At 60.0% G+C, this 25,877-nt stretch carries 24 protein-coding genes and 1 pseudogene; 15 read left to right on the forward strand and 10 right to left on the reverse strand.

Annotation, left to right across the window (positions count from 1 at the left end):
- Nucleotides 1-574 precede the first annotated feature (574 nt).
- The 3 genes and pseudogenes from KQ933_RS31525 (at nucleotide 575) to KQ933_RS31535 (ending at nucleotide 2,116) form a co-directional block, all read left to right on the forward strand.
- Nucleotides 575-1,002: pseudogene (locus KQ933_RS31525) on the forward strand (DUF992 domain-containing protein).
- Nucleotides 1,003-1,202: 200 nt separating this feature from the next.
- Nucleotides 1,203-1,445, forward strand: coding sequence for a hypothetical protein (locus tag KQ933_RS31530; RefSeq protein WP_216761175.1), 243 nt, complete (start codon nucleotides 1,203-1,205; stop codon nucleotides 1,443-1,445).
- 254 nt (nucleotides 1,446-1,699) lie between these two features.
- Nucleotides 1,700-2,116: a carboxymuconolactone decarboxylase family protein gene (locus KQ933_RS31535; protein WP_216761176.1), complete on the forward strand. Its 417-nt coding sequence runs from the start codon at nucleotides 1,700-1,702 to the stop codon at nucleotides 2,114-2,116.
- A 473-nt stretch (nucleotides 2,117-2,589) separates the two neighbouring features.
- On the opposite strand, the gene KQ933_RS31540 is transcribed toward KQ933_RS31535, so the two are convergent.
- A complete protein-coding gene (locus tag KQ933_RS31540) occupies nucleotides 2,590-3,390 on the reverse strand; it encodes a GNAT family N-acetyltransferase (RefSeq protein ID WP_216761177.1) in 801 nt (266 codons plus the stop codon).
- A gap of 284 nt (nucleotides 3,391-3,674) precedes the next feature.
- On the opposite strand from KQ933_RS31540, the gene moaA reads away from it, so the two are divergent.
- Nucleotides 3,675-4,715, forward strand: coding sequence for a GTP 3',8-cyclase MoaA (gene moaA, locus KQ933_RS31545; RefSeq protein ID WP_216761178.1), 1,041 nt, complete (start codon nucleotides 3,675-3,677; stop codon nucleotides 4,713-4,715).
- Nucleotides 4,716-4,899: 184 nt separating this feature from the next.
- Here the strand turns inward: moaA and KQ933_RS31550 are convergent, their stop codons facing one another.
- The 4 genes from KQ933_RS31550 to KQ933_RS31565 form a co-directional block, all read right to left on the reverse strand.
- Nucleotides 4,900-5,187, reverse strand: coding sequence for a hypothetical protein (locus KQ933_RS31550; RefSeq protein WP_216761179.1), 288 nt, complete (start codon nucleotides 5,185-5,187; stop codon nucleotides 4,900-4,902).
- 111 nt (nucleotides 5,188-5,298) lie between these two features.
- Nucleotides 5,299-5,856, reverse strand: a complete 558-nt coding sequence (locus KQ933_RS31555; protein ID WP_216761180.1) for a carboxymuconolactone decarboxylase family protein — start codon at nucleotides 5,854-5,856, stop codon at nucleotides 5,299-5,301.
- Between the two features lie 377 nt (nucleotides 5,857-6,233).
- Nucleotides 6,234-7,022: an SDR family NAD(P)-dependent oxidoreductase gene (locus KQ933_RS31560; protein WP_216761181.1), complete on the reverse strand. Its 789-nt coding sequence runs from the start codon at nucleotides 7,020-7,022 to the stop codon at nucleotides 6,234-6,236.
- 779 nt (nucleotides 7,023-7,801) lie between these two features.
- Nucleotides 7,802-8,377, reverse strand: coding sequence for a hypothetical protein (locus KQ933_RS31565; RefSeq protein WP_216761182.1), 576 nt, complete (start codon nucleotides 8,375-8,377; stop codon nucleotides 7,802-7,804).
- A gap of 725 nt (nucleotides 8,378-9,102) precedes the next feature.
- Between KQ933_RS31565 and KQ933_RS31570 the strand changes: the two genes are divergently transcribed.
- Complete coding sequence (locus KQ933_RS31570; protein WP_216761183.1) at nucleotides 9,103-10,560, forward strand: catalase; 1,458 nt, start codon at nucleotides 9,103-9,105, stop codon at nucleotides 10,558-10,560.
- 136 nt (nucleotides 10,561-10,696) lie between these two features.
- Here KQ933_RS31570 and KQ933_RS31575 read toward each other — a convergent pair whose 3' ends face one another.
- Entirely contained in the window at nucleotides 10,697-11,215 is a 519-nt protein-coding gene (locus tag KQ933_RS31575) for a DUF192 domain-containing protein (protein ID WP_216761184.1), read from the reverse strand.
- Nucleotides 11,212-12,504 (reverse strand): type IV secretory system conjugative DNA transfer family protein, encoded by a 1,293-nt coding sequence (locus KQ933_RS31580; protein ID WP_216761185.1) that lies wholly within the window; start codon nucleotides 12,502-12,504, stop codon nucleotides 11,212-11,214. Before KQ933_RS31580 ends, KQ933_RS31575 begins: the two co-directional genes overlap by 4 nt.
- Before the next feature lie 611 nt (nucleotides 12,505-13,115).
- Between KQ933_RS31580 and KQ933_RS31585 the strand changes: the two genes are divergently transcribed.
- Together KQ933_RS31585 and rclC are read left to right on the forward strand one after the other, a co-directional pair.
- Nucleotides 13,116-13,664, forward strand: coding sequence for a carboxymuconolactone decarboxylase family protein (locus KQ933_RS31585; RefSeq protein WP_216761309.1), 549 nt, complete (start codon nucleotides 13,116-13,118; stop codon nucleotides 13,662-13,664).
- 223 nt (nucleotides 13,665-13,887) lie between these two features.
- Entirely contained in the window at nucleotides 13,888-14,451 is a 564-nt protein-coding gene (rclC, locus tag KQ933_RS31590) for a reactive chlorine resistance membrane protein RclC (protein WP_301925123.1), read from the forward strand.
- Nucleotides 14,452-14,638: 187 nt separating this feature from the next.
- Here the strand turns inward: rclC and KQ933_RS31595 are convergent, their stop codons facing one another.
- Nucleotides 14,639-14,980: a hypothetical protein gene (locus tag KQ933_RS31595; protein WP_216761186.1), complete on the reverse strand. Its 342-nt coding sequence runs from the start codon at nucleotides 14,978-14,980 to the stop codon at nucleotides 14,639-14,641.
- A gap of 303 nt (nucleotides 14,981-15,283) precedes the next feature.
- Between KQ933_RS31595 and KQ933_RS31600 the strand changes: the two genes are divergently transcribed.
- The 4 genes from KQ933_RS31600 to KQ933_RS31615 all read left to right on the forward strand — a co-directional run bounded on the left by KQ933_RS31600 (nucleotide 15,284) and on the right by KQ933_RS31615 (nucleotide 19,575).
- Nucleotides 15,284-16,465, forward strand: a complete 1,182-nt coding sequence (locus KQ933_RS31600) for an acyl-CoA dehydrogenase family protein (RefSeq protein ID WP_216761187.1) — start codon at nucleotides 15,284-15,286, stop codon at nucleotides 16,463-16,465.
- 820 nt (nucleotides 16,466-17,285) lie between these two features.
- Nucleotides 17,286-18,242 carry a DUF3991 and TOPRIM domain-containing protein gene (locus tag KQ933_RS31605; RefSeq protein ID WP_216761188.1) on the forward strand — a complete coding sequence of 319 codons (957 nt, stop codon included), beginning with the start codon at nucleotides 17,286-17,288 and terminating at the stop codon, nucleotides 18,240-18,242.
- A gap of 99 nt (nucleotides 18,243-18,341) precedes the next feature.
- Nucleotides 18,342-19,112, forward strand: coding sequence for a DUF1419 domain-containing protein (locus tag KQ933_RS31610; RefSeq protein WP_367882559.1), 771 nt, complete (start codon nucleotides 18,342-18,344; stop codon nucleotides 19,110-19,112).
- Nucleotides 19,102-19,575 carry a hypothetical protein gene (locus KQ933_RS31615; protein WP_216761189.1) on the forward strand — a complete coding sequence of 158 codons (474 nt, stop codon included), beginning with the start codon at nucleotides 19,102-19,104 and terminating at the stop codon, nucleotides 19,573-19,575. Before KQ933_RS31610 ends, KQ933_RS31615 begins: the two co-directional genes overlap by 11 nt.
- Before the next feature lie 80 nt (nucleotides 19,576-19,655).
- Here KQ933_RS31615 and KQ933_RS31620 read toward each other — a convergent pair whose 3' ends face one another.
- Entirely contained in the window at nucleotides 19,656-19,880 is a 225-nt protein-coding gene (locus tag KQ933_RS31620) for a BrnA antitoxin family protein (RefSeq protein ID WP_216761190.1), read from the reverse strand.
- Nucleotides 19,881-19,891: 11 nt separating this feature from the next.
- Nucleotides 19,892-20,215 carry a hypothetical protein gene (locus tag KQ933_RS31625; protein WP_216761191.1) on the reverse strand — a complete coding sequence of 108 codons (324 nt, stop codon included), beginning with the start codon at nucleotides 20,213-20,215 and terminating at the stop codon, nucleotides 19,892-19,894.
- A gap of 778 nt (nucleotides 20,216-20,993) precedes the next feature.
- Here KQ933_RS31625 and KQ933_RS31630 point away from each other — a divergent pair.
- From KQ933_RS31630 to KQ933_RS31645, 4 genes are all read left to right on the forward strand, one after another.
- On the forward strand, nucleotides 20,994-22,685 hold the full coding sequence (locus tag KQ933_RS31630) for a ParB N-terminal domain-containing protein (protein ID WP_216761192.1): 1,692 nt from the start codon (nucleotides 20,994-20,996) through the stop codon (nucleotides 22,683-22,685).
- 86 nt (nucleotides 22,686-22,771) lie between these two features.
- Nucleotides 22,772-23,632, forward strand: coding sequence for a hypothetical protein (locus KQ933_RS31635; RefSeq protein WP_216761193.1), 861 nt, complete (start codon nucleotides 22,772-22,774; stop codon nucleotides 23,630-23,632).
- Nucleotides 23,633-24,044: 412 nt separating this feature from the next.
- The gene (locus KQ933_RS31640; RefSeq protein WP_216761194.1) at nucleotides 24,045-24,629 is read left to right on the forward strand and encodes a hypothetical protein; all 585 of its coding nucleotides are present in this window, start codon (nucleotides 24,045-24,047) and stop codon (nucleotides 24,627-24,629) included.
- 287 nt (nucleotides 24,630-24,916) lie between these two features.
- A complete protein-coding gene (locus tag KQ933_RS31645; RefSeq protein WP_216761195.1) occupies nucleotides 24,917-25,849 on the forward strand; it encodes an ArdC family protein in 933 nt (310 codons plus the stop codon).
- Nucleotides 25,850-25,877 lie beyond the last annotated feature (28 nt).

The raw sequence follows: 25,877 nt of genomic DNA on the forward strand, positions 1-25,877 counted from the left end.
TGATCTCCTTGGAACCAAAGTCTTGAGGGCAAAGACGTTGGGACACGTTTGTTATCGGCTCGACGGGACGGTGACTAGGCGTCCCAACTGTTTTTGGGGGCGCAGTCCTGAATTGCTGTCGACGATCCCAGCGAGCGTCTCCGATAGACCTATCATAGGAGAGGATTATCTCTCAATCGCGTTACGGTTGCGAGAGGATCGGCCTTGCGCCACAGGCCATCATTTGCCGTGTAGAAATGCAACCTCGCGGAGCCTTCACCAACATTTTATCTGTCGTGATGCGGATTGCCATCGAGAGGAGTGCTGCAGGCGTCAAGCCCATGTGGGCTGACACGAAAGCTGGTCGCGTTATCTCTAAAAATGGCAAGCCGATAGCCCTTCCGTGATGCGGTTCAATAAGACTTACGTATCGGCCGGGTTAAACTCGGAGGCGATTCATCTGCCGCTTCGCCCGACGTATTGTCGGCACCGATCGGCGACCGCGTCGGCGGCTCGTGCGGGCCTTTGCGCTCTAGATTTTCAGCCGGATAGGACCTGACACATGAAAAACAGACTTCGTCTCTTTGCAATTGTTATGCTTGCCGTCCCCTCCGCCACGACCGCTGCCCAGACCGAAGTCGGCAAATTGGATTGCGACGTGTCGAAGCGGATTGGAGTAATTGTCGGCTCGAAGCAGGGCATCGACTGCACGTTCACGTCTGATGCTGGCAACCACAGCCAACACTATGTCGGCACGATCACTAACTTTGGGCTCGACATCGGGACTGTTGAGAAGGGCCGCCTTTTATGGTTGGTTTTCAACGCTACGCGCGGGCCGGTCACCTGCAGGGCGAGTATGTCGGCGCTACTGCAAATGCGAGCGTTGTGGTGGGCGGGGGCGCCAACCTCCTCGTCGGGGGCACCAATAAGACGGTCTCGCTTCAGCCGATTTCCCTCGACGGAGATGTCGGCGTCAACCTTGCCGTTGGCGTCACGGCTTTGACGCTCCAGGTTGCGAAGTAACATCTTCTGAGACGCAGCCTTGCGAGGTCGATCGCGAGATCTGCATTCGATTTTGCCGCGGCCATTTGTGGCCCTAGTTACCTGGACTGGTCATGTTCGATCAAAAAAAACACCCAGTGCCGAATATTGCAATCGCCCCGTCTGGCTCGTCCCTTGCGATCCCAGCCGAAACGACCGCAAGGTTGGCACGAAAAACTCTCATGCTTGATATGTCGTCCCATGCGGACCGATTGGCTGAGGACGCCGGCCTGAGACAGCGGAGCGATCTGCAGATCGTCCTTTACGATATCGCCCAGTCGCTTCGGGCGCGTGCGGACGATATCGCTTCGGCACGCGCCGGCCCGTTGTTGATCGAGCGGATTAGAGGAAGCCTCGAACGGATCGAACGCGATCTCCACAACACGGCCGAACGTGGCAGTCTGGTCTGCATCTCGACCACATGACCAGCAAGTCTGCAAACGGCCCGTTCGGCATGGTCTCACGGGCACCGGCAACTGGCGCAAGGCGCAAACGTATCCGAACCGTCCTCGATCATTGCGGGATGGGGTTAGGCTTGCGTCGGCACTGAGGTTCCGCGAACGCTCCTGGCAATTACAAAAGCAACGCAAAAGCCCTTGCCGCGACATTCATTCGAAGGCTTCATCATCAGGATCCAGCCGTCGTGCTGGAACGTACCTATATCCGAGAAGGGGAGCTGATGACCACTGTCAAACTCGTAAGCGACGCACAAGCCGCAAACAATCCGGACATACTTGCAGTCTTCAACGATATCCGCACCACCCGGCAATCCGATTTCATCAACAATTTCTGGCGGGCACTCGCCATCGACCCCCCGCTTCTTCAGCGCACCTGGAGCGGTTTGAAGGCCGTCATGGCGAGCGAGGGGGCACTCGACCCCCTGGTGCGAGAGATGATCTACATTGCAGTCTCCACGGCTAATGGGTGCGCCTATTGCATCCACTCCCACACGGCCGCAGCCCGCGCACGCGGCATGAGCGACGCCCAGCATGCGGAGCTCTTGGCGGTCATCGGCCTGGCGGCACAGACCAATCATCTGGTCACGGCGATGCAGGTCCCGGTCGATCTTGAGTTCGAGGTCAATTCCGAAGACTAACTGCTTCTGCCGCCTTGATTAGCCTGTTCGCCAGCCTGTCTGGCGCTCGCGACCTGCGATCGTCGGCTTGAATGCGTCATCAGCATGCCTGGGCCGCGCAGGGAAGCCGCGCTTTCGGACCCTTTCGATTCTTGAAAGTGAGCGTGCGCCCGTCGAGGCTGTTTGAAAGACGGCATCCTGCCATCAGGGCTGCAAACGGCCGGAAGGTTTCGATCATGTCTTGTGGGCGAAAGCGAGCGGCAAGACAAAAGGAGGTCACCGCGTGATGGGGGGAGCGGTGACCTCAAGTCGAAGGTCCAGGACCTTCTGGGGAGCTTCCAGGATGGGAACCAGGAAACGTCATCATAATGACCGAAGATTCCTCGATCGCAACTACAAAAACGCCCTTAGATTGAGTAAAATACTTTCAAAAACAACCTGAGGGTTACTTTTGTAATCATCTGTTGCATTGAACGCTTTGCGGCGTGAACAGGTCAGGCTTTGAGCGCCCAGAAGCCGACGGCGCCAGATTTCTTGTAGCCGATTCTTTCATAGACCGGGGCTCCGGCCTCGGTGGCCTGCAGGACGCTGCGCGTCAGACCGGTGCCCTTCCAGGCCTCTTGAAGCGCCTTGCGGCAAGTTGCCTCCCCAAAGCCTCGACGTTGGTGATCCGGAAGTGTCGCGACGAGGGCAAGAAAGAGCCGCCCATCATGCTCAATAACAGAAGCCGTCGATACCGGATGGTCCTGGCTAAAGCCCAGATAGGTATAGGCTCTCTCGTGCCAGATGCGCGAGCCTAGCATGCCGTCGCGGACATCCTCGGCGCCCATGCCGTATGCCGCCGCGTTTATATCGAAGGCAAGGCGTGTATCGTCTTGTGTCGCAGCTCGCCTGAAGACGAGATCCTGATGATGTGTTTCGCCCATGGGAAGGATGTCGCCTGCCATTGCATATCCTGAAAGGGCGCGTACCAAGCCTGCTTCGTTTGCAAGGTGCTCCAAATTGTTGCGAGCATCGGCATCGAGAAGATCTTCAAATAGCCAGAGAAAACCGCTTTTCGACTGATCTGCCATGTAGTTGGCGGCTTTTAACAGCCTGTCCTGCAACAGCTGCCCGTTCGCTTCCTCGTCCGTGAGCGTGAGCGTGTTGAAGAATGCGAACGCAGTGTCAGACCAGCGGATGCTGATGCCCGGAAGATCGCGCACCTCTCCCAATCCCCGGTCCCGGATGATGTCAGCCCAAACGCCAGCCAGTTGCTGGACGGATTCCTTCGCCTCTGTCGTTTCATTAAACATTGCCAGTCCTCTTTCAATATGACGGCCAATTGTGGAGAGGACCCGTTGAGTGAGAATGTCAGGGGCGACTATTGTCATTGCAAATGCAATCGTTTAGCGGCTGCGGTCGCTCCATATCGAACGATTGCCTTGACCGGACTGTTGTGACATCGCGCAGGATTGCACGAGGTCACAACAAGTTCGGGGAATTGGTATTTGCCCCTATACGCGGGCATGATTGAAACTATTCTTCGCGCCGCTATCGTACGCTCAAAAAGGCAGAAGCGGTATTGGAGAGAGGGCTGATGCTCAACGCGGTTGACATTCAAGATCAGGAGGGTCGTGAACATGCAGCCCCGATGATCGACCCTTTCGGGCGGGCGGTGACGTATCTGCGCGTCTCCGTCACCGATCGCTGCGACTTCCGCTGCACCTATTGCATGGCGGAAAACATGACCTTCCTGCCGAAGAAGGATCTGCTGACGCTGGAAGAGCTCGACCGGCTCTGTTCCGCCTTTATCGCCAAAGGCGTGCGCAAGATAAGGCTGACTGGCGGTGAGCCGCTGGTGCGCAAGAATATCATGTATCTGGTGCGCCAACTCGGAAAGCAGATCGGCTCCGGCTTGGATGAGCTGACGATCACCACCAACGGCTCGCAGCTCGCCCGCCATGCGCAAGAGCTCTACGATTGCGGCGTGCGCCGCATCAACGTCTCGCTCGACACGCTCGATCCCGACAAGTTCCGCAGGATCACCCGCTGGGGCGATTTCGCCAAGGTGATGGAAGGCATCGATGCCGCCGAGAAGGCCGGCCTGAAGATCAAGCTCAATGCCGTGGCACTGAAGGATTTCAACGAGGCGGAAATGCCCGCCATGCTGCGTTTCGCGCATGGCCGCGGCATGGATCTCACCGTCATCGAAACCATGCCGATGGGCGAGATCGAAGAAGACCGCACCGACCAGTACCTGCCGCTCTCCAAGCTGCGCGCCGATCTCGAAGCGCAGTTCACGCTCACCGATATCGACTACCAGACCGGCGGCCCTGCCCGTTACGTTCGCGTCGCGGAAACCGGCGGCCGCCTCGGCTTCATCACGCCCCTCACCCATAATTTCTGCGAGAGCTGCAACCGCGTGCGCCTGACCTGCACCGGCACGCTCTATATGTGCCTCGGCCAGAACGACGCCGCCGACCTGCGCGCCGCATTGCGCGCCACCGAAGACGACGGTCTGTTGCATGCGGCCATCGACGAGGCGATCACCCGCAAGCCCAAGGGCCACGATTTCATCATCGACCGCACCCATAACAGGCCCGCCGTTGCCAGGCACATGAACGTTACGGGTGGGTGATCGATAGGGCGGCGGCCCTGACACAGCTTGACGAGAGGGCCTCGTTCTGGATCGTGTTCGGAAACTGGTACCTTGCCAGTGTCGCAATCAGTCAGGATTTTCGCTTTCTAGGCCAGCGGTGATATTGGTGTAATCGGCCGAGACCATTCGTCGGGACCGTTCTCCTGCAGAGTTGTTCTCTTCGTCATAGGCCCCTGCGCGACCGAGAGAGCAGCGTCGATCGGCCCGTTCCCTCGTACATCCGGAAACTTTCTCGGTCATACCCCCAATTCTCGTCGTTTGCATGGGCAAGGGCGCTGTGCCGGGTCAGCTTGCCCGTCGCCTGATCCAAGGCTGCGTTGCCGTCCGGTCCGGGTATCTCGCTATCCAAGTAACGCCTGAGCGTTTCCAGGTGAGCAAATCGATCCCGGTTCTCCTCGTCGATCGATGCCGACTTGCGCAATATCTGTCTACAGGCTTTAAAGATATTCATACCTGTCCTTCCAAGTTGAGCGGTACAAGGATTGAAAAGGGAGGTACGAGCCGGAAAACGCGGCCAGGACGTCGCCGGCCGAAATCCTTCGTGCCTGTCGCAGGGGCATCGTTACTCTTGCGGCTCTTGCTGCACAGCCGCGACAAAGGATGCCAGCGCTTCAGGCGGAAGCCGGTCCAGCTCGACGTCGAGAGAGACGGTAATGCAGGCCACGGTGAATGCCGCGCCGATGACACCTAACAGCTCGACAATCTGACGATCATCCAGATGTCTCTTGACCGCCAAGACAGCCTCCTCGGGCACTCGGGTTAGCCCGACTGCGTCCACCAGTGCAAGTATACTCCGCTGTCGGTCGGAAAATACATCAGTCGGGAATTTAACGTTCTGCAGCGCCTCGATCTGGGCTTCTGTCAATCCGGCGTTGCGCGCCAGATCTTCGTGCATGCCCCACACATATTGTGCGCCGTGCTTTTGTGCCATTCTCAGAAGAACAAGCTCCCTGTCCGCCGCAGGCAGTGCCAAGTTGCACATCTGAATGCCGACGATTTTCACGAAAGCCTCGGCCCAGATAGGCGCGTTAAAGATGGCGCGCAGCAGATTGGCCTTTTGCGAGGCCTTCAGAATATCCGTGTATATACAATCGTCGACATAGCCAATTCTAGCCATCATGTATGCTCCCTCGTCGCGAGGCTGAACTTTCGCTCCAGCCCATTGCCGGCAAATTCCTATGCGCGCGTAATCAGTTCCCAATGTCTCAAACGCGCATTCATGCGGTATGCAGCAGGACAGGGCAGGGCGTCACTTAGTCTCGCCGCTTTGCTCGCCGAAATTGCAGTTTAGCAACGAACCCTCCTGCGCTTACCTGCAGCTTTTCCGCGCGAGCCCGGGGCGGAGCTTGCGGTAGGCGGCAGACAGCCCGGCGGTGGTGGATCTAGTGTTCTTGCGAGCTAATCGCTCTGATCGCGAATCTCAATGTCCTGTTCATTTGGGGGCGCGGACTGTGTGTTTCCGAGCGATACATCAACATGCAATTTCGCCCTCGCGTGCTAGCGCGCCCATCGAGCCAGTCGCTCCCCGTAGGCACGAACAACCCAACGCCAGGCACTATCACCAAGCAGGCAGCGCAGCGGAGGTTCTCGATTGTCAACGAGCGCAAGTACGTCCGCGACCGTAGAGCTCGGGTCTCCTGGGACCTCTGATCCCAGTGATCCGTATAGTTTGCTTCTCGCCTCCTCGTAGGCCTCAATCGGAGTCGAGAAGCGGATCGCCGAGGAAAAGTCCGTGGCATACATGACGGGCTCGAGGATCGAGACCTTGATACCAAGATGCGAGACTTCCAATGCCAACGACTCCATCATCCCCTCAAGGGCCCACTTTGATGAATTGTAAAGGCCGATAGTCGGCTGGCCCAGAAGGCCACTGACGCTTGAAACTGCGATAACATGACCCGCTTTCCGGGCGCGCATCGCTGGCAGAACAGCTCTGGTTGTCCAGAGCGCACCCAGCAGATTTGTGTCGAACAACTTGCGGGCGTCTGCTTCGTCCACCTCTTCGAGTGCACCTGCGAGGCAATATCCAGCATTGTTGATCAACACATCGATCCGCCCAAAATGGTCAAGAGCGCTCTGAACCGCGTTGGCCGCTTCGGCAGCATTCGTTACGTCGAGCTTGACTGGGAGGACACGCTCGCCGTGCTTCGCTTTCAGATCTGCGACGCTTTCCAGATCGCGGACGGCTGCTACGACGCTATCTCCACGATCAAGGGCTGCCTGTGCCCAAGTTTTCCCAAGGCCGCGGGAGGCGCCGGTGATAAACCAAACTTTCAATTTACTCATCGCTCCGCTTTCCCTTCGTTCAGGCTGAAATCTAAAGGGATTACGGCCACACCTACAAATGCTACCTTCTTACAAATGTAGCCTCGGCCCTGCTTTAGGCTTCAGATTTCATGTGTCGTTCGTATCCGGTTTGCGGCCGTTTCTGCATCGCCTCCCGCCGCGCTTCGGGTGCGCGGGAAGTATAGGGGAGGGTGTTTCGAACATCCGCTTCGATTGGCCCCGCGATCCGATGAACTCCCGCCATAGCGACAGCTTATCGACCGTCAGCGAAAGCCGGACGAGCATTGCGGCTCGCTGATCCGAGGTTTCGTCGTTAAGCGGCATCATCGCCAAGCTGCGCAAGTGGTTGTTGCAGGCCTCCATCAGATTGGCGATCGCTCTCGGCAAATGCTGTTCGGCCGAGGCTTGCAGCTTCTCAGCCCAATTATGGTGAGCCGACAGAACTCCAGCCTCGGCAGCAATCCATGGGCTTTTGTGCCTGCCGTACGGCGAAATAGCTTCGCCTTTCGTCTGTCGACAATTGATTGCGATCCCCTCTTTGCCAATGCTTGCGTGCCGCTGGAATCGCGTGTCTGAGAAATGTCAGGCGTGATCTCTGCTTCCCCAACCTGCTGCTGCAGCATCGCAGGCGTGTCTGCTACTGTCCAACCCTCAGCGCGCTCGCCTTGCCGGAAGGCATCGGCGGCGCGCAGATAGACGGCGAGCGTTTGCTTTCGCCGCTGCGCGATTGATGCGTCCTCGGACGTTCCTCTATCAAGCTTTGCCAAGGCCTCGCCCCTTCATCGGACAACGACAGCAATCCGGCCGTCCGCCACAGCCGACGTCGCCGCGCCAGCTGTGACCGATGCCAGGTCGAGACCATGGGTCTTGAGGTAGGCCAGTGCACCGGCTGCCCTGCCGACGTCGGCTCCACATGCAGTGGCGAGGGCTTCAACAATCAGGGCGGCGTAGCTGAAGCGGAAAGGGTGAGCCGCCTCGGAGCGCGGAAGCGACGCGAGAATGTCTGCGATCAGCATGCTTGTTTCGGCCACTCCGGAGGTTCTGGAGCCTTGCGCCTGCTTTCGCCCCGTGCTCAGGTCGGCGAGGGGAAATGTCTCACCCCCGCTTGCCAGCTCGTCATGACGCCAGCGCCGACCACCGGCGGGTTGGCGCGGCGCGCTTGGCGCCTGGCGTTCGACAAATCGCGCGACGGCGAATTCAGCCAGTTTTTCTTTATCCAAGGCGGCAAGGAACAGCATCACCTCGCGCCGATCCTCCTCCCTGATCTCGGCAGAGGACTTGATCGGATTGCGGATGACGGAGGGCAACGCAACGCCGACGGTCCCTGGCTTGCCGATCCGCTCCTCGGCCACCATGCGAGCCACCTGACGCGTCTGGGACGCCGTCTGCCCGTTCAATACAGCATGTGAGGGCGTCAACCTGCATTGTTGGCCGTTAGTTGCTTCCCATTTTCGATAACCGGCAGAGTCGCCGGCAGGGCCTCCAGACGACCGGCATAGGGTGCGACGCCCTGGCTGGTGCTGATCGACCCTGCCGAATGATGCATTTCGACCATGATGATCCAGGGCGCCCTGGCCCCACGGCCCTTGCGGTATCGACGAAAAATGTCCGCGTGGAACGCAACCAGTCTTGGATATCTGCCATTGACGCTCTCGTTTTCTGATAGCAAGGCTGAATGATCGCAATGGGAAGGGTTCGAGCCAAGCTTAGGCGGGCAACATCACCGTTTTGTGAATGAAAGCCCGCCGCCGGTACCGAAGCCGAAAGCAAAATAGTCAATTATTTCAGCTGAAATGAATGCAGCCGCTTATCCCACCTGCAATGCAAGGTCAATCAGGCGTGAGGATTGTAGCGGTTTTTCCTCGGTCGGTTATGTTGGAGCTCGGCTGGCAGGCCGGTGATCCAGACAGCTATTCTGTTGGCCCCCAACGTCATGTTGGAAAGGTTACATAAGTGCATATCAGCGACGGCAAGACCATGCGAGCAACACATCGCGTGGAGACCGCCTGACATCGGGGACAGGCGTATCGCCGCCGGTCTCGCTGGAAAATTCTTCTGAAACCAAGCGCGGAGCAAGAGGATGAACGAAAAACCAAACCGACTGCTGACTTATGCCAATGGCGCGCCGGTCAGCGACAATGTCAATATTCAGACGGCGGGTCCCCACGGCCCGGCGCTGTTGCAAGATCTCTGGCTGATGGAAAAGCTGGCCCATTTTTCCCGCGAGGTGATCCCGGAACGGCGCATGCATGCGAAAGGAGCCGGCGCCCATGGGACCTTTACGGTCACTCATGACATTTCCCATTATACCAAGGCAAAGATCTTTTCCGAGATCGGCAAGACGACGCCAATGCTCGCGCGATTTTCTACCGTTGCCGGCGAGCGGGGGGCAGCCGACGCCGAGCGCGACATCCGGGGATTTGCCCTGCGTTTTTACACCGAGGACGGCAACTGGGACGTGGTCGGCAATAACACGCCAGTCTTCTTCTTCCGTGATCCGCTGCGTTTTCCTGATCTCAACCATGCAATCAAGCGCGATCCGCGCACCGGCTTGCGGTCGGCAGACAACAACTGGGATTTCTGGACCGGACTTCCTGAGGCACTACACCAGGTGACGATCGTCATGAGTGAGCGTGGCATACCGAAGAGCTTTCGCCATATGCATGGATTCGGCAGCCACACCTTCAGTTTTATCGACACCGATAATCAGCGCACCTGGGTCAAATTTCATTTCCGCACGCAGCAGGGTATCCAGAATCTCTCAGACGAGCAGGCAGAGGCACTTGTCGGGCGCGACCGAGAATCCCATCAGCGCGATCTGTTCAACAGTATCGAATCGGGTGCATTCCCGAAATGGACGCTCTTCGTCCAGGTCATGAGCGAGACCGAGGCCAAAGCCTTTCCGTTTAATCCTTTCGACCTGACCAAGGTATGGTCAAAGAAGCAGTTTCCGTTAATCGAGGTCGGTGTCGTCGAGCTGAACCGCAATCCTGACAATTTTTTCGCGGAGATCGAACAGGCAGCCTTCACACCCGCCAATCTTGTTCCGGGTATCAGCGTTTCGCCTGACAGGATGTTGCAGGCAAGGTTGTTTTCCTATGGCGATGCCGCGCGCTACCGGCTCGGCGTCAATCATCACCAGATCCCCGTAAACGCCCCCAAATGCCCGTATCACAGCTATCATCGCGACGGCGCGATGCGTATCGACGGCAATCTGGGTGGGACTCCGAGCTATTGGCCGAACACGAAGGGTGAGTGGGTGGATCAGCCCTATCTCAACGAGCCGCCGCTTGCCGTCGACGGCCCGGCAGATCACTACGATCATCGTTTGGACGACGATCACTACCAACAGCCTGGAGACCTATTCCGCATGATGAGCGCACAACAGCAGCAGGTGCTGTTTGACAATACCGCACGGGCGATGGGAGACGCCCGTCTCGAGGTCAAGCAGAGGCATATCGACAATTGCTCACTCGCCGACCCGGCCTACGGCGCCGGGGTGGCGAGTGCCCTACAGCATCTTGGATCCATGCGGTAGGGCATGGCCGCTTGAACGCTTCGCGCGTAAATGGACCGGGCAGGCGTTGCTGCCCGGTGTCGCGCGTCCACAAACGAAGTCCTCCTCAAAGCGTGCTGTCGAAAACACGACACGCGCCGATGGCGCGGCCACGGCTTCAATTGCTCCCGGCGACCCTCGTCTGCATGGCGGGGCTGTCGACGCGGTCTCCGTCGGTGATACCAAGTCGCGACACGGTTCCGCCAGCTAGTTCGACGGCATATCTGGCGGGGGCACGCGACGCGATGATGTGGTGAGAAAATGGCACGGCGTTGGTCTTGATGCTGATTATGACGCCGGAGGCGTCGAGGAACAGCATGTCGAGCGGTATGAACGTGTTTTTCATCCACATTCGTACCGTTTGCAGGTGATCGAACGCAAAGAGCATGCCGCGATCAGGTGCCAACCCGGTACGGTACATGAGACCGCGTTGCAGTTGCGCGGGGCTGAGGGCGATTTCAACCGTGAACGAAAAACGCTCACCCCCTGCCGTCTCGATCGTCAGCGGAGCGGTTTGAAACTCGACACGCACCGGTTTCGATCCCGCCCTGCCGATTATGACGATGAACAGGACGCCAGCAACGGCAAATGCACATGCAAGCAAGCAGCGTTTCAGTGGAGCCTGGTAAGGTCTCATTCTGAGTTCCCGCTTCGAAAACGACAAGGAATGGGCGCAAACGTCACGCTGAATGCGCGTTGTCGCTGCGAGATCAGGGAAGAGCTTTGTTGGTCCGTGGCGAGTCGGCCTGGCTGGCGGGAGCCCGGCTGAAGCGGTTGGCTGCGACCTGGCGGTCCGGTTCGGGGCGGCGGAAATAGATCGCGCGACCGTAGCAGAGCGGCTTTGCTCCGCGAATGACGATGAAGGCCTCGTCGGTGCGGCAGTCGTTCATCAGCTCGTCCTTGCGAATGAGCGGTCTTGCCATCTCTAATATGTGTGCCGCGCGGCAGGCTGTCGAGCGAAAAGGCGTTGCCGAAGGTTGCCTTGTTGCTGCCCTCGGACAGCGGTTCCACGCCGCATTGCTCGAAACTTTCCAGTTCGCGAGCCGTGTCGAGATCCTGAACCACCGCGTAGGTGCGATGAGAGACACCGTCATACAACTCCCGCTTGCCCTCCTTTTCCCATTGTTTTTCAAGCTGTCCGACGGACTGGTAGAGACGTTGCAGGGTAATGCCATATTTGTGTCCGGCGTCACGCGCCGTCTCGATGATCTCCATTGGTCCGAGCCGGGCGACCTCATCGAGCAAATAAAGAATGGGGCCTTTGCTTCTGCCGTCCGCCTCGTAGGCAGCATTCAAAAGCGCTCCAATAACGGTGCGGCCAACTGGCGGCGTGGTTTGTAATGCCTTCAGCGAAATCTCCAGGAAAGTTGAGCATTTTCCTGACAGAATCTCCGATGAGCTAAAGCCTTTTCCGGAAACAAGCGCGGCAAAGGCGCCGTTGGCGAGCCACGCGCTCGACTCATCTGCATTGGCGTACATGCCCGAAAAGGTCTCGTCGACGTTTCCCATCAGGGGGCCGGCATAGTCACGCGCAAGAGAGCTGTGGCTTGTGGCATGGATCGCAGCCAGGATCTGGCGCATTTCCTTTTCCGGTCTGGCGAGACCGTTCCGCAACTGCCTCAGCGTCTTTTGTTCGGGCGCAAGATACCTATCCCAGAGAATATGGGCGAGGAGACAGGCTGTCATGGCCTTGCCGCGACAGGTGAAGAAGCTGCTGTGGGCGCTGGCGTTGGCCGGCGCGTCGCCCGCCATCCAGACGGCCACCGAAAAGACATTCGTGATTGCCATCGGGGCCTTGATGTCGATCCAGTCCAGCACGTTGAAACCTGCTCCGTTGTCCAACAACAATTCATGAACCTTATGCCCCATCGCCTGCCGGACGCATGACACCATCGGACCGAGCTCGCCTGAAGGATCAAGGATCACGGTCGATCCGGTCCATGTCAAAAAGGGTTGAGACCGCTGACGTACTTTTGAACGAACCGGATCGAACAGGATGAGGGAGCGACTGCGGTGCGCATCGGCGCGCCAAGCGATAAAATTCGTCCATCTCCAAGGGATCTGCGTTCGCCGACGCCACGCCCATGCCACCTGCAAGCGTGGCGGTAAATGCCGCAGCCTGAACCAGGAGATCGACAAATTCCCAACGATTCACGAGTAATCTTCAAGTCCTTCATACGTCGAGGCGGTCGACTGTCTGTCGCGCTTGAAATCTTGCCGGAAGATTTGGCTGCCTCGTGTTAACCGAGCATGTGCGGTCAGGCAGGTCCAGTTTCATCTGCAGTCAATTGGCATCATTGCGCCATGTTGGAGATCTCGTTGGGACTCGACGTTCGATTCGCTGGCCGGAAAACGATGAGGGATGGGGTGACGACGGACATCCCGAGCGAGGCGCTTTCCTCGATTGGCGGCGCGCTCAAGCAATTGCTTCAGTTTACGCAATTGTTTCTTGCGTATCTTCGAGGTTCAGAAACACCGCCAATGATCGCATCTTCTTCACGACGGCAAGATCGTCGGTCCTAACTAGGAGAAATTCGATGTCGTACATCAAAACGCCAGCATCCATCGAGGACGCTCCGGAGCAGTCGCGTCCGGTGCTTCAAGCTGTCGAAAAGCAGCTTGGCTCGGTTCCCAACATCTTTCGCATCATCTCCAACAGTCCAGCCGTCCTCAGTGGATTCGTCGGGTTTCAGGGGGCGCTTGGCAAGGGACAACTGACGCCCGCAACGCGCGATAGGATTGCCTTGGCGCTCGCCGAAATCAACGGCTGTGACTATTGCCTCACGGCACATACTTATTTCGCCAGCAAATTCGCCAAGCTGGACGAGAATGAGATCATCGCCAATCGCGCTGGCACCTCGAGCGATCCGAAGGCTGCGGCAGCAGTGACTTTCGCCAAGGCCCTCGCCGAAAAGCGCGGCGACATTGCTCCTTCTGAAATCGAAATTGTGCGCGCAGCCGGTTACAGCGATGCAGAAATTCTGGAAATCATCGCCCACGTCGCGCTCAACACGTTCACTAATTATGTCAACCGGGCGCTCGATACCGAGATTGATTTTCCCGCGATCTTCGGAAAAGCCGCCTGAGCCGTGGAGAAGGGCGCGAAAGAAAGGCGCCCTTCTCGGCCCACATCAGTGGTGGCAAACGCGTTGCTGCACAACGCACAGTCCGGCGAGATCGCCACAACCCATCCAAAAGCACTTCCGCTGCGCGCCAGCACAACAAGAGGATGCGTCCGTGAACACGCTTATCTACAATGCCCTGCACATTCTGGCCGACGACCGTTCCAACAGGCTGGGCATCGGGGCGATGAGAGTTGCAATCGCCATTATCTTCATCTGGATCGGCCTTCTGAAGTTCGTTCCCTACGAGGCCGACAGTATCACGCCTTTCGTCGCCAACAGCCCGATCATGTCTTTCTTTTATGCCGACCCCCAAGATTACAAGGGTCACCTTACAAAAGAAGGAGAACTTGTCCAGGCACAGCGCAATTGGCAGTTGGCGAACCGGACCTATGCTTTTTCCACGGGGCTGGGGATCGTTGAACTTATCATCGGCTTTACGACGCTTTCCGGGTTTTTCACTCGGTGGGGAGGCCTGATCGGTGCGCTTTTAGCGTTTGCAACGCCATTCGTGACTTTGTCATTCCTCGTCACCACCCCAGAAGCCTGGGTACCTGCGCTGGGCGATGCAGAACATGGTTTCCCCTACCTATCGGGTCCCGGTCGACTGGTGCTTAAGGACATCGCCATCCTTGCAGGCGCTTGGCTGATCATCGCGGATACGGCAAGAGGAATCCTGTTGAAGACAACAGCGCCGGCGAAAAAAGAAGCGCCACAACCCGTCGCGCCGCATCCGCTGTCGCGCCGCTGATACCCGATACATGACAGCGATTTGCGAGCCTGACAAAGACCCGTGTCAGGCTCTCGCCGTCATCAACTCTCCGCCGGTCGAAGGACCGTAGCTTCGTGGGCACAGGAGACTGACCATACGGGCTTAACGATCTCGCTGCCCGTTCGTTATGAACAAGATCACTCGCTCAGTATCTAACGAGGCAGGTTCAGTGGGAAGCGGGTCGGGGTATGAGTGATCCGTCGGCGTCAAGGCCGATCTCAATATTCTCGATTGCCTGAGCTAGCCGGTGAATAAATACGGGAGCGTTGGTGGCGACGGCAATCTTTCCGGAGGAGGTCAGAATCTCCGCGGCACTACTGATGAGAGCCGCCTCGAGGCCACGGTTATTTTCTCGGTGAGCTTTGTCAGCAAGGATTGTCAGCCGCGCTGACAACACTAGAAGCGCCTTCAGCCGGTCCGTCGATGTCATCAGGCAACTAATCGCCGGATGATGTCGCGTCGCAAACAAAGGCGACAGTCCCGGCGCACCGGTGAGAAGATTCAGCATGGTTGACCTCCGTCAGATTGATGAAGCCAAGGTATCAGGCTCGCAGGAAAGTCAAATTGTACCGGAGTATAGGGGTCTAGATCGGACGTTTGAAATTGTGAGCTTAAGCTCGGCCCTAAAGGCATCCTGTTTGCGAGATCAGGGCCGTCCGACGACGCCACATCATCGCCCTCGCAAGCAAGTGATTTCATTTGTAGCTGATTACCCATCGTCGAAATCGTACGAAAGCAGCAACGTGTTATTACGCGGTCGGCCTGAGGCTGGTGAAAACTGGGGGCACGTTATCCCCGCAAGGAGACAGGCATGAATATCCAGAGCAAGTCCATAGACCTCGAGTTCGAGATGCCAAGCGTTGACGAGCTGAGAGTCAAGTTCGGACCCCACCTGGCAGAGATGGAATCCCTGCGCCGGTTGCCGAACGCACTCGTTCAACAACTTGAAACCATTGGCGTGTTCCGCATGCTTGCACCCAGGCAGTTTGGGGGGCTGGAACTGGCATTTCCCACCGCGTTGGAGCTGATCAGGCGCATTTCCATCGTCGACGGTTCGATCGGCTGGATTGCCGCGATCAATAGTGGCGCTTGCCTGGTACTGCCCCGGCTGCCAAGATCCGCCCTCGGTGAGATATACAGCAATGGCGCAGACCAAATAGTCGCCGGCTCGGCTCAAGCATTAGGGATTGCGAGGCGCGTGCCGGGTGGTTGGCATGTCAGCGGCCGGTGGCCTTTTGCAAGCGGATGTACTGCGGCAAACTGGATCATCGCCGGCTTCAAAGACGCCGAGCCGGGGGCCGACGAAAAGCCGACCACGAAGCAAATGCTTCTTCGATCCGACCGGTATACCATTGAGGACACTTGGAAGGTTTTGGGCCTGCGCGGGACCGGAAGCCATCATGTCTCCATCACCGACGCTTTCGTGGCCGACGCTTTCGTGATGACGCTCGGACCCGGCGAGCTTTCCGTTGATGCACCATTGTATCGTCACCCTGCACATCTGATTGCCCTGGGGCATGGGGCCGTTCATCTCGGAATCGCACAGGCAGCGGTCGCAGACGTTGTTGCACTTCAGCGTGAGCGGTCGAGCGACGCACCGGGCCGACGAGACCTCATCGACTATGAACTCGGAAAGTGCCATGGTCGATTGAAAGCGGCGCAAGCTGTTTTCAACCTGCAAGTAAACTCGAACTGGTCGGACGCCACTAACAATATTCCGGCAAAGCCGGTGACGCTTGGAAATACCGTACAGACACTCGTGCAAATTGCTGCCGAGACGCTTGACATTGTTCGAACTTGTTTCGAGATCGCTGGAAGCGCGGCGATTTATGATGAAAGCCCCCTCCAGAGACGGCTGCGCGATATTCAGGTTGCCACGCAGCACGGTCTCGTTCAAAGGGCAAATTGGGTGGCGGGTGGCAAAGCCCTTCTGGAGGAGGACGGCAGTGCCAGCCTGAACAACTCGTTTTTCTCTGCCTTAGCCACGGGTTAGCCGAATCGTCCCGGAGATTTAGGCACTGCTTGCGTTACGCGACGGCTGCGCCTGTCGCGAGACACCTATTTGGGTTTGTATCAGATCGAAAACTTGCCCACGTGTCCGCCAAGCGAACCGCCGCTGGTTCACCAAAATCGACGGGCATTGTGACGGTACGCGGAAGCCTGTTTGTGCTCCTCGGCGCGAGGCTATTGCATGACAGCGATAGCGCCAATGATCAGCACCTGCGGATGTCTCGTTGCCCCATCTTTGACGTTCGACCAAGTCGTTCCTTCGCTCCGGTCGAGTGCTGGACCGGGACCGTTCACAACTTGGTGGAAAAGTCCTGCCGCGTTCGAACGTCTCCATCGGTGGACAAGGCCTCTACTGCCATCGCAGTTATCGGCCCTATCCCTGGCATTGTCTGAAAGCGACGCTTCACCCCATGCCAGGCCTCGCTATGAAGCACATTCTCAAGATCTGCGATCTTCGGCCCAGTTGCTCGATTAGCTTCGGCAGGCCAATGAGATACTGCGCAAAGCTTCTGCTTGTTTCGCGATGGCGGAGCTCGACTTTTCTATGACGGTCGGATCCGGTCAAAGGCTTTCGCGCGTCGCCTGATGCTCGGGCTGTCGGCGATGCTGAAGCCCGGCTGCGCCGGTCTTCCCCCGGGCGGGCGTTCCTGCCGCGGGTTGCGCTTGCGACCGGGCGGCCGCAAGGGAAGCTTTGCCGCGACCATGATCCGAGTTTTGTTTCCGATCGCGCCCTTGCACCCGCCGGCCTTCGCGCCGGCGGGATGGAAGACCTCTTGGTGTGAGAGGGGCAGAGGAGCAGCGATATGGACAGACAGAAGGTAGAAGAGGTCCGCAGTAAGGTCTCGTGCGTGGAAGTGCTCGTGGAGGCCGGTTTTCATTTCGACAAGCGGGAGAGCAGTCGCCGTGCCCTGAAATTCCGCCGTGGCGGTGAGATCATCATCGTCACTCATGGCGGCATCGGCTGGTTCGATCCGTTATCGGAAGAGAAGGGCGACGTCTTTGCGCTCGCAAGCCTTCTGAAGAAGATCCCGTTCAGCGCCTCGGTCGAGCTCGTGGCTAGTCTGGCCGGGCTGCAGCTTTGGCAGCAACCGGATCGAAGGGCACAGCGACTTTACACGCCGGTGGTCACTGAGCGATGGGCGCGGCGGCCGGCAATGGAACTGGCGTCAATGACCTATCGCTATCTGCATGACGTGCGGATGCTGCCGTCGACGCTTCTCACGCATGTTGCCAGATCTGACATTGTCCGGCAGGGACCTGGCGGCAGCGCCTGGTTTGCCCATCGCGATACCGCAGGCTGTCTTTCTGGCTGGGAGGAGCGCGGGCCGCAATGGCGTGGTTTTTCCACGGCCGGTGCCAAGACACTGTTCCGTTTCGGACCCCATCAGTTCTCGCGCATCTGCATCACGGAAGCAGCCATCGATGCCCTCAGCCTAGCGGCGATCGAAAAGATCAGGCCTGACACGCTTTATAGCAGCACCGGGGGTGGATGGTCGGCGGCAACAGACGAGGCGATCCGCGCAGCCGCGGCCGGCGCAATGCTGGTGGCTGCCACCGACGCCGATCCGCAGGGAGAAGTCTATGCCGATCGTTTGCGCCGGATCGCGGATCTCGCAGCAAGCGATTTTCTGCGGCTGAGACCACGCGCGATCGACTGGAACGAGGTCCTGAAGGAGCAAAGAAGAGAGGAAGAAGAACTGCCGCATGCGCGGGCGACCGCGTCAAGGGTGAAGCTTCGCCCGCCGGACGGCGGCCCCTGACACGGTTCCCGCGAGGCGGCCGTGGGGGAGGGGTGATCAAAGGGCTGACAGGAAGGCGATCGGCATCCCTGCCGCCATCATCCGCGAAAGGAACCGTCCATGTCCGAGCTTTCCGTCTTTCATCCGCCCTTCCGCAAGGTCCTCGAAGGCGTCGCCAGCCGCCAGCAGATGTATGCGTTATTCAACCGCCATTCCCAGGCTCCCTTCGACGAGAACAGGATAGCCGGCGCTTACTATGCCGGCGAGTGGTTCGAGGTTGCCGAGCGCGACCACGACCGGATGTTCGCGATCCTGCCGCCACTCTTCTGGCGTGGTGACATGTTCGCCATGCGCGAATTCATCGGTGAGAGCATCACCAGCGTTTTCTTCACCCTGTGGATCGGCGGCCGTCAACGGTGGTTTCACGGCTATTGCGATCTTGCGGAGCGTCATCCATGGGCAAAACAGTCTGCCGGCCGCCGGCCGCCGGCCGCCGGTCGCCGGTCGCCCGAGGGCATGCGTGCCGCGATCCTGGAGCGTGAGAGCCGGGCCGATCGCGCGATGACCCGTCAAGAAAAGCTCGACCATATCTGGAGCGCGACAGGGCCGGATTTCCGGGCCTACGGCGATACCCGGTTTCCGGACTGGTTCCGCGGCCGGCAGATGGTCATGGTCTTTTCCACCTCCGGCGCCAAGGCCTGGAAAACTGTTCGATGGCCTGACCGATCCGGAGATGGCCGTCAAGCTGCCGGTGCAGCTGCGTTGCCTGCCAGCCGCAAAAGCCGACTGAGGTTCACCACACCCCTCCATCTCACTTTTCGCGCGCGGACGCCCACACGCCGGGTCGTTTGCGCGCGCCTTCCAACAGGGAGCCTCTCTCATGGCGCATGACGATCCCTTCACGCTTGACCTCTTTGGAAACACCGCGCTTTCGTCGACATTCGATATTGCCGGCGACATCGCCGCATCAAGCGTTTCTCACACCCGCAGCGACTATGATGCGCATCGCCCGGCGGCAGCGACAGTGCCCGCCGGTCCTGTTTCGGCGGCCCGCGAAAATAGACCCGCTCAGCGGCGCAAGAGCGACCTCCGCCTGACCGGCGCGCGCCGGCTGGCCAACACCTGGCGGGCGTGCGCCCGCGACAATGTCGCCGCGATCCTGCTGGCAAAGGAGATCGAACGATCTGGTCTGCCGGCGCGGCGCGACCAGCAGGAAAGGCTGATCCGCTTTGCCGGCTTCGGCGCCTCCGAGCTTGCCAACGGCATGTTCCGGCGTCCCGGTGCCGACGGCTTCCGCGCCGGCTGGGAGGAGCCCTCGGAGACATCTTTCCCTTCGAGGCCGAGCTTGCGCTGAAAGTCGGTAAGCTGGAGGACATCGAAAAAGACCTCGCCGCCACCGACGAGGTCGGCGAGACCGCGCACGCGGCGGCGTGACTAGCGGGCCGCGTCCATGACGCCGCGCAGGGCAGCATTGATGCGGTCCTGCCAGCCCGGGCCGTCCTCCTGGAAAAAGGCGAGAACGTCCGAATCGATGCGGATCGAAACCGTTTCCCTTCCCGCCGGCACGGCCGGGCGCTCCGGTGCCGGCGGAGCCGCCTTCTTTGTCGGCTTGAACAGGGCTTCAGCCGCATCGAGCGGGTTTTGTGGTCTTCGCGCCATCGTCTTCTCCTTCAATCCGTTTCCAGCGGGGGTGCAAACCCTGCCGGCGGTTCCTCATGCATCCGTTGCAAACTCTCGTCCGGTCCATCAGGCCCGGCCCGAAGCTCATGACCGCTCGATGAAGGCTGTAGTCCCGGCGCAAGCACGCGCCCCGCGCGTTCGTCACCCCGCAGCCGCAGGAGCCGCGCATAGCGCTCTCGCATCTCGGCGCCGCCAATCTCGCCTGCGATCCAAAGCTCTACGATCTGCATATAATGCGGGTCGGCATCCAATGCGAAGCCACGCTCCTTCCACCGCGCGATGACGCGGTCGGCAATCTCTTTCCTCCGGTCCATTCTCCCCCGCATGTCTCAAACCGTGACACTCACCACTTAACAGGCAGACAGCCTACCGGCCAGCAAAAGCGGGAGTGCCGCCCGTGCATTCAAGATCAATTCCGGCGAGGCCCTGGATGGAGCGGCTCTGGCCCGGGCAGTCGGTCCCGTTTCTCCTTCGGACCGCTCTGCTGAAGCTCCTGCGGCTGCCCCCGCTGCGCCAGACCCGCGACGCGAATTCCCGCTTTCCCGCGCCGGTGGGCGCGGCGCTATGCTGAAAGCTCCGATACGCTCCTTTTTTGGGGCGCTCGCATACGCCGCCCTAAAGGCAAGGCAAGGCTCCACGATGACGCGAGGCAGTTGCAGCACCATGCAGAGGTCGGTGCTCCTTGTGTTTGCTTGTGCCATTGCGCCCGCTTGCCTTGGCGGTGCCGGCGATACTGCGCGGCGACAACGCGCTGACATGCTTCCTTCCCATGTGATTAGGCGGCGGCGCCATGTCAGCGTGGCGATGTCTTCGGCCGCATCCCGTGCGGCGCGATGGTGCTCAAGAGATGAAAGGGAGGAAGAGAAGAACAGGTCGCAGACGGCTGTCCCACCCGCCGGTTTCCTCAATCGCGACCGTCGCAATGCCGGCCCGCGCCATCACGCAGGCCGAACGACCCGCTGGGGCGCAAACCGGCACCGCTCGTTCGCAATTGCGGGTGCGCCATCCGCCTGCGGCCGGGGAGGGGTCTTCGGGATGAAGACGAGAAGGCACGGCAGGAGGCCGTTCCCGAAACCCTTAAAGGATACTTCCATGCATCTGATTTCCATCGATCCGCGCGCCCTGCAGGAAAACCCGAACAAGGCCCGTCGCTCGAAATCCTCGCCGCAGGCCGATGCCGTGCTGCTCGCCTCGATCAGGGCGGTCGGCATCGTGCAGCCGCCTGTTGTCTCTGTGGCACCTAACGGGGGCAACGGCTTCGTGATCGAGGCCGGCCACCGTCGTGTCGCCCAGGCGATCGAAGCGGAACTCCCGGAGATCCTCGTTCTCGTTGATGACGCGGGCCAGGCCGACGGCGCCATTCGCTCGGTTGTCGAAAACATCGCCCGCGAACCGCTGAACCCGGTCGACCAGTGGCGCGCCATCGAGCGTCTGGTCGCGCTCGGCTGGACCGAGGAATCGATCGCCCTGGCGCTGGCGCTCGCCGTGCGCCAGATCCGCAAGCTGCGCCTGCTCGCCAATATCCTGCCGGCGATGCTCGATCAGATGGCGCGTGGCGATATGCCGAACGAACAGCAATTGCGCACGATCGCAGCCGCCAGCCAGGACGAACAGACTGAGATCTGGAAGAAGTACAAGCCGAAGAAGCAGGACCCGCAGGCGTCCTGGTGGGATATAGCCCGGGCCCTGACCAAGACCCGAATGCTCGCCAAGGATGCGAGCTTTGGCGACGAGCTTGCAGCCGCCTATGGTATCGTCTGGCAGGAAGACCTCTTCGCCCCGGCCGATCAGGATGGCCGCTATACGACGGACGTCGAAGCCTTCCTCGGTGCCCAGCAGGAATGGCTTGCCAACAACCTGCCGAAACGCGGATCGGTGATCGAGGTCAACGACTGGGGCCAGCCGAAGCTTCCGGCCAAGGCAAACCAAGTCTACGGGAAGCCAGGCAAGGGCGACAATACCGGCTGGTACATCAATCCACGCGACGGGTCGGTGCAGTCGGTGGCCTATCGATTGCCCGAGAAGAAGACCAAGACGGTCAAGGGCGAGGACGGCGAAGAGACCGTGGTGGACGACGTCGATGTCCCAAAGGTCCGCCCCGACGTCACCCACAAGGGTCTCGACATAATCGGCGACCTGCGCACCGACGCGCTGCATGAGGCGCTCGCCAAGGCACCGATCGAGGACGACACGCTGATGGCACTCCTGATTCTTGCCTTCGCCGGCACGAACGTGTCGATCGCCAGCGGCTCGTCTGACAACCCCTACGGCCATGCCAACTGCCGCAGGCACGCCGCCCGCCTCATCGGTGAAGACGGCAGGCTGGCCTTCGATCGCGATCTTTTGCAGCAGGTCGCCCGCTCGCTCCTCGTCGACGTCATGTCTTGCCGGCGTAATCGGTCCGACAGCGGCATTGCCGCCCGTATTGCTGGCGATGCGATCGGCGCCGATCAGTTTCTGGTCAATACCGCGACAGAGGAGTTTCTGTCCTGCCTGTCGCGCGGTGCGCTGGAGGCAGCAGCCGGTGAGGCCGGCGTTGCGATCGGCAGCAAACTCAAGGAAACGCGTGCGGCCTTCGTTGCGCATTTTTCCGAAAACCGTTTTGTGCATCCGGCAGCTCTGATCGCCCCAGCTGTCGATGACGTCCAGGCCTTTGCCGCCGCCTTTGCAGAACCCGATGCCGCATTGGTGGAGGAGGGCGAAGATGATGACGATCATGCCGATCCGGACGTTGGTCGGACCGAGTTCGCCAACGACAGCGACTTTCGAGAGGCCACTGAATAGCAGCACCCAATCTTGTCTCGCCTCAGCGCCGCCCGACACCCGTCCGGCGGCGCTCTGTTTTCTTTTTGCATGGACGGGAGCAAACAATGTCCATTTTTTCTTCTGCACGATACGGCCGCACCCGCGACGGGTGGTTGGCTGCGCGGGTCGGCGAACAGGCCTTCGCCATGGTCCCGCACGAGACCGGCTATCACCTGGTAAAAGCCTGGGGGCTTCCTGGCCCGATCGAAGACTGGTGTAGTGCCGATTTTCATGATGGCAGGAATGCGCCTGTCGATGAGCAGAGGTTTCGGGCGCTCGTCGAGGAGTGGGCAACCCATTGCCGGCAGCTGGCAGGTCTCGGCCGGCGATCGATCCAGCCGCGGGTTGTCACACCTTGGGGTCCCTCGCACATTGCCGTCGCCTATGGCGTCGGGATCGTCTCTCATCAGACGGCGAGCCACGGTGGCTTTGCCCTCTCGGCGGAGCGCAATGCCGCAATCCCGGCGTCGTTGCGGACCAAGGACGGGTTTTACGAGGAAGATTGTGCCTGGGCGGCTGTCGCTATCACCTTTCCGGATCTCTTCACAGACCTAGAGAGGCGCCGGGCAGACGAGGTGCTCCGTCACATCTACCCCGACGCCTGGGAAGCGCTCCACAACACGTCCCTTCAGCCAGGCCAGTCCCGTGCCAGGGACCGTCAACGGTTCGATGCCGACAATGGCGATCGGTGGGTGGTCATATCGGCGATCCTGTCGAACCAGCACCCCGGATACATCGAGTGTATCGCAACCCTTGGCGGCCGGCGGCCCAGCAACCCTGGCGCCAATGCCGGGCAGGGGCCGGTCGAGCGCCGCTTCCTGGTCGCAGAAGAGCGTTACGACATGAGGCTGCACGGCTTCGTGATCGACGAAGACGAAGACCTGCCGTACGACGGTCCGTCGAGCTTTGTTGGCTGGAGCGAGTGACAGTCGGGCGCTAACCGGTCACCCGTCATCGCGCAACGATGGCGGGATCGCTTTTCGGTCGGCGACCGTCAGGCCATGATCGGGGTCGTTTTCGGTTCGGCCGAGCACTATCCATGCGCTTCATCGCGCGCCGTCCCTCGGTTTTGCTGCGGTCTGAACCGGTCGCAGCCCGGTCAAAGGCCGCGTTCCGCGCCGTAGGGCGGCAGTCCCGACGCGTGCTGCGCAAGGCGTGGCCGCGTTTTCCGCAGACCGCGTTGCGGTCCGCGGCCCCCGCAACCCCACCTCGCTTGTCCGCATCGTCCTGGCCTTGGGCCGGGCCGCTTGCCCGGTTCGTGTCGACCGCACCCGAGGGACAGCACCGGATGAACGGACCCTCGGGCTTTGCTCAACCGAACCAAAAAGGACACCGATCATGGCATCGCTCAACCGTTCCGCCCCGAAAGCCCGTCCCGCCGCCCAGCGCGCCACCACTCTGGAAATGGTCCGCCACGCCTGCCCCGACAGCGCCCAGGCGCTGCGCATCTCTGAAAGCTTCGGCCTTCCGGTCATCGACAGCGACGGCATTCGCGAGCTCCATTACAGCCAACTGATCGATAGCGCCGAGGCGCTGAAGGACGGACTCGGCGAAAAGGCCATGCAGATCCACATGCAGCGCATGGTCGGCTCGTTTATCGGCTCCGCCTATGGCGCTGGGCAGTTCTACAGCCGATCGGTCACCGAGGCACGCGACCTCACCACCAAGCTTGCCAGCGAGTTCCGCGACGAGGACCTCGAAGGGCCGGTCGGCTTCGATAGCCGCGCTCAGCGCAAGCGCGAGTTCGCCGCCGACATGGGGCTGCAAGCCCATGTGTTGCGAATGGCAGCCGAGGGTGCGGTCCGCGCCTACGAGGAGATCACCGGCGAGGCCTGGAAACCCTACGAGCGGACGGGTGCACCAGCACCGTCAAGCTCGATCGACCAGAAGGCGGCCACGCTACAAATGTCCGCCTTCGATTGAGACGGCAGACCCTCCCTTGAGATCGAAAGCCCGGCGCGTACCGGGCTTTTTTCGTGTCGCTGGCAAGCCGTCACACCGATCACGGTCCTTCCCGGGTCGCGGTCTAGCGCGGGACGGAGAAGTGTCAGCGCAACGGGCAAGCCGTCCTCCACTGCCGTTCCGGCCCGGCAACGACCCACGATGACAGGCACGGATTTCAGCCGGGTGCGCCGCCTCCGCCCCGCGCTGGTCGACCGCCGTGACGGACCGCGATCGGCGCGGTCTGCGAAAATCGGAAGGACAGGACAATGAAGAAGGCAAGTCAGAAGAACGAGAACCGCCCGGATGTCTATGCGCGCATCACGGACATTCTGATCGGCGAACTTGAACGCGGCGTGCGCCCCTGGATTCAGCCATGGGGATCCGGCCATCTCGGCAATCACGTGTCTCGCCCGCTGCGCTTCAACGGCGAACCCTATTCCGGCGTCAACGTTCTCCTCCTGTGGTCGGAGGCGGCGAGACGCGGTTATGGCTCGGCGATGTGGATGACCTTTCGCCAGGCGCTTGAGCTCGGCGGCAATGTCCGCAAGGGCGAGACCGGCTCTATGGTCGTCTACGCCAACCGCATCACCAAGACCGAAACCGACGGCAATGGCGAAGACATCGAGCGCAACATCCCGTTTCTCAAGGCCTACACTGTTTTCAATCTGGAGCAGATCGATGGTCTTCCCGAAGGCTACGGCGCCCGGTCCGATCTAGCACCGTTAGAGCCTGTCGAGCGCCTTGACCATGCCGACGCTTTTTTCCGGGCAACCGGCGCCGTCATCCGTCACGGCGGAAGCAAGGCCTTCTATGCACCAGGACCCGACATTATCCAGATGCCGCCGATCGAAGCCTTTAGAGATGTCGAGAGTTATTATGCCACCCTTGCCCATGAGCAAATCCATTGGGCTGGCGCCGCTCATCGGCTCAATCGCGATCTGTCCCGTTATGCCAAGGATCGGTCGGAGCGGGCCCGCGAAGAACTGATCGCCGAGCTTGGTGCCGTTTTCCTTGCGGCCGATCTCGGTATTGTTCCTGAATTGGAACCAAGGGCAGATCATGCGAGCTATCTCGCGTCGTGGCTCACGGTGCTACAGAACGACAAGCGATTTATCGTCCAGGCAGCGGCGCAGGCGCAACGGGCCGTCAGCTTCCTGCATTCGCTGCAGCCGGAAGCGGATGTGAAGGCTGCAGCCTAAGCTCAAAGCGGCCGCCACCGCCGGTCGC

The organism is Rhizobium sp. WYJ-E13 (assembly GCF_018987265.1).
Taxonomy (GTDB): Bacteria; Pseudomonadota; Alphaproteobacteria; order Rhizobiales; family Rhizobiaceae; genus Rhizobium.

Excerpts from the sequence above, each read along its gene's own strand:
- KQ933_RS31530 (WP_216761175.1), top strand. The coding sequence starts at position 1,203 with ATGCTTGATATGTCGTCCCATGCGGACCGATTGGCTGAGGACGCCGGC.
- KQ933_RS31535 (WP_216761176.1), top strand. The coding sequence starts at position 1,700 with ATGACCACTGTCAAACTCGTAAGCGACGCACAAGCCGCAAACAATCCG.
- KQ933_RS31540 (WP_216761177.1), bottom strand. The coding sequence starts at position 3,390 with ATGTTTAATGAAACGACAGAGGCGAAGGAATCCGTCCAGCAACTGGCT.
- moaA (WP_216761178.1), top strand. The coding sequence starts at position 3,675 with ATGCTCAACGCGGTTGACATTCAAGATCAGGAGGGTCGTGAACATGCA.
- KQ933_RS31550 (WP_216761179.1), bottom strand. The coding sequence starts at position 5,187 with ATGAATATCTTTAAAGCCTGTAGACAGATATTGCGCAAGTCGGCATCG.
- KQ933_RS31555 (WP_216761180.1), bottom strand. The coding sequence starts at position 5,856 with ATGATGGCTAGAATTGGCTATGTCGACGATTGTATATACACGGATATT.
- KQ933_RS31560 (WP_216761181.1), bottom strand. The coding sequence starts at position 7,022 with ATGAGTAAATTGAAAGTTTGGTTTATCACCGGCGCCTCCCGCGGCCTT.
- KQ933_RS31565 (WP_216761182.1), bottom strand. The coding sequence starts at position 8,377 with ATGGTGGCCGAGGAGCGGATCGGCAAGCCAGGGACCGTCGGCGTTGCG.
- KQ933_RS31570 (WP_216761183.1), top strand. The coding sequence starts at position 9,103 with ATGAACGAAAAACCAAACCGACTGCTGACTTATGCCAATGGCGCGCCG.
- KQ933_RS31575 (WP_216761184.1), bottom strand. The coding sequence starts at position 11,215 with ATGAGACCTTACCAGGCTCCACTGAAACGCTGCTTGCTTGCATGTGCA.
- KQ933_RS31585 (WP_216761309.1), top strand. The coding sequence starts at position 13,116 with ATGTCGTACATCAAAACGCCAGCATCCATCGAGGACGCTCCGGAGCAG.
- rclC (WP_301925123.1), top strand. The coding sequence starts at position 13,888 with ATGAGAGTTGCAATCGCCATTATCTTCATCTGGATCGGCCTTCTGAAG.
- KQ933_RS31595 (WP_216761186.1), bottom strand. The coding sequence starts at position 14,980 with ATGCTGAATCTTCTCACCGGTGCGCCGGGACTGTCGCCTTTGTTTGCG.
- KQ933_RS31600 (WP_216761187.1), top strand. The coding sequence starts at position 15,284 with ATGAATATCCAGAGCAAGTCCATAGACCTCGAGTTCGAGATGCCAAGC.
- KQ933_RS31605 (WP_216761188.1), top strand. The coding sequence starts at position 17,286 with ATGGACAGACAGAAGGTAGAAGAGGTCCGCAGTAAGGTCTCGTGCGTG.
- KQ933_RS31610 (WP_367882559.1), top strand. The coding sequence starts at position 18,342 with ATGTCCGAGCTTTCCGTCTTTCATCCGCCCTTCCGCAAGGTCCTCGAA.
- KQ933_RS31615 (WP_216761189.1), top strand. The coding sequence starts at position 19,102 with ATGGCGCATGACGATCCCTTCACGCTTGACCTCTTTGGAAACACCGCG.
- KQ933_RS31620 (WP_216761190.1), bottom strand. The coding sequence starts at position 19,880 with ATGGCGCGAAGACCACAAAACCCGCTCGATGCGGCTGAAGCCCTGTTC.
- KQ933_RS31625 (WP_216761191.1), bottom strand. The coding sequence starts at position 20,215 with ATGGACCGGAGGAAAGAGATTGCCGACCGCGTCATCGCGCGGTGGAAG.
- KQ933_RS31630 (WP_216761192.1), top strand. The coding sequence starts at position 20,994 with ATGCATCTGATTTCCATCGATCCGCGCGCCCTGCAGGAAAACCCGAAC.
- KQ933_RS31635 (WP_216761193.1), top strand. The coding sequence starts at position 22,772 with ATGTCCATTTTTTCTTCTGCACGATACGGCCGCACCCGCGACGGGTGG.
- KQ933_RS31640 (WP_216761194.1), top strand. The coding sequence starts at position 24,045 with ATGGCATCGCTCAACCGTTCCGCCCCGAAAGCCCGTCCCGCCGCCCAG.
- KQ933_RS31645 (WP_216761195.1), top strand. The coding sequence starts at position 24,917 with ATGAAGAAGGCAAGTCAGAAGAACGAGAACCGCCCGGATGTCTATGCG.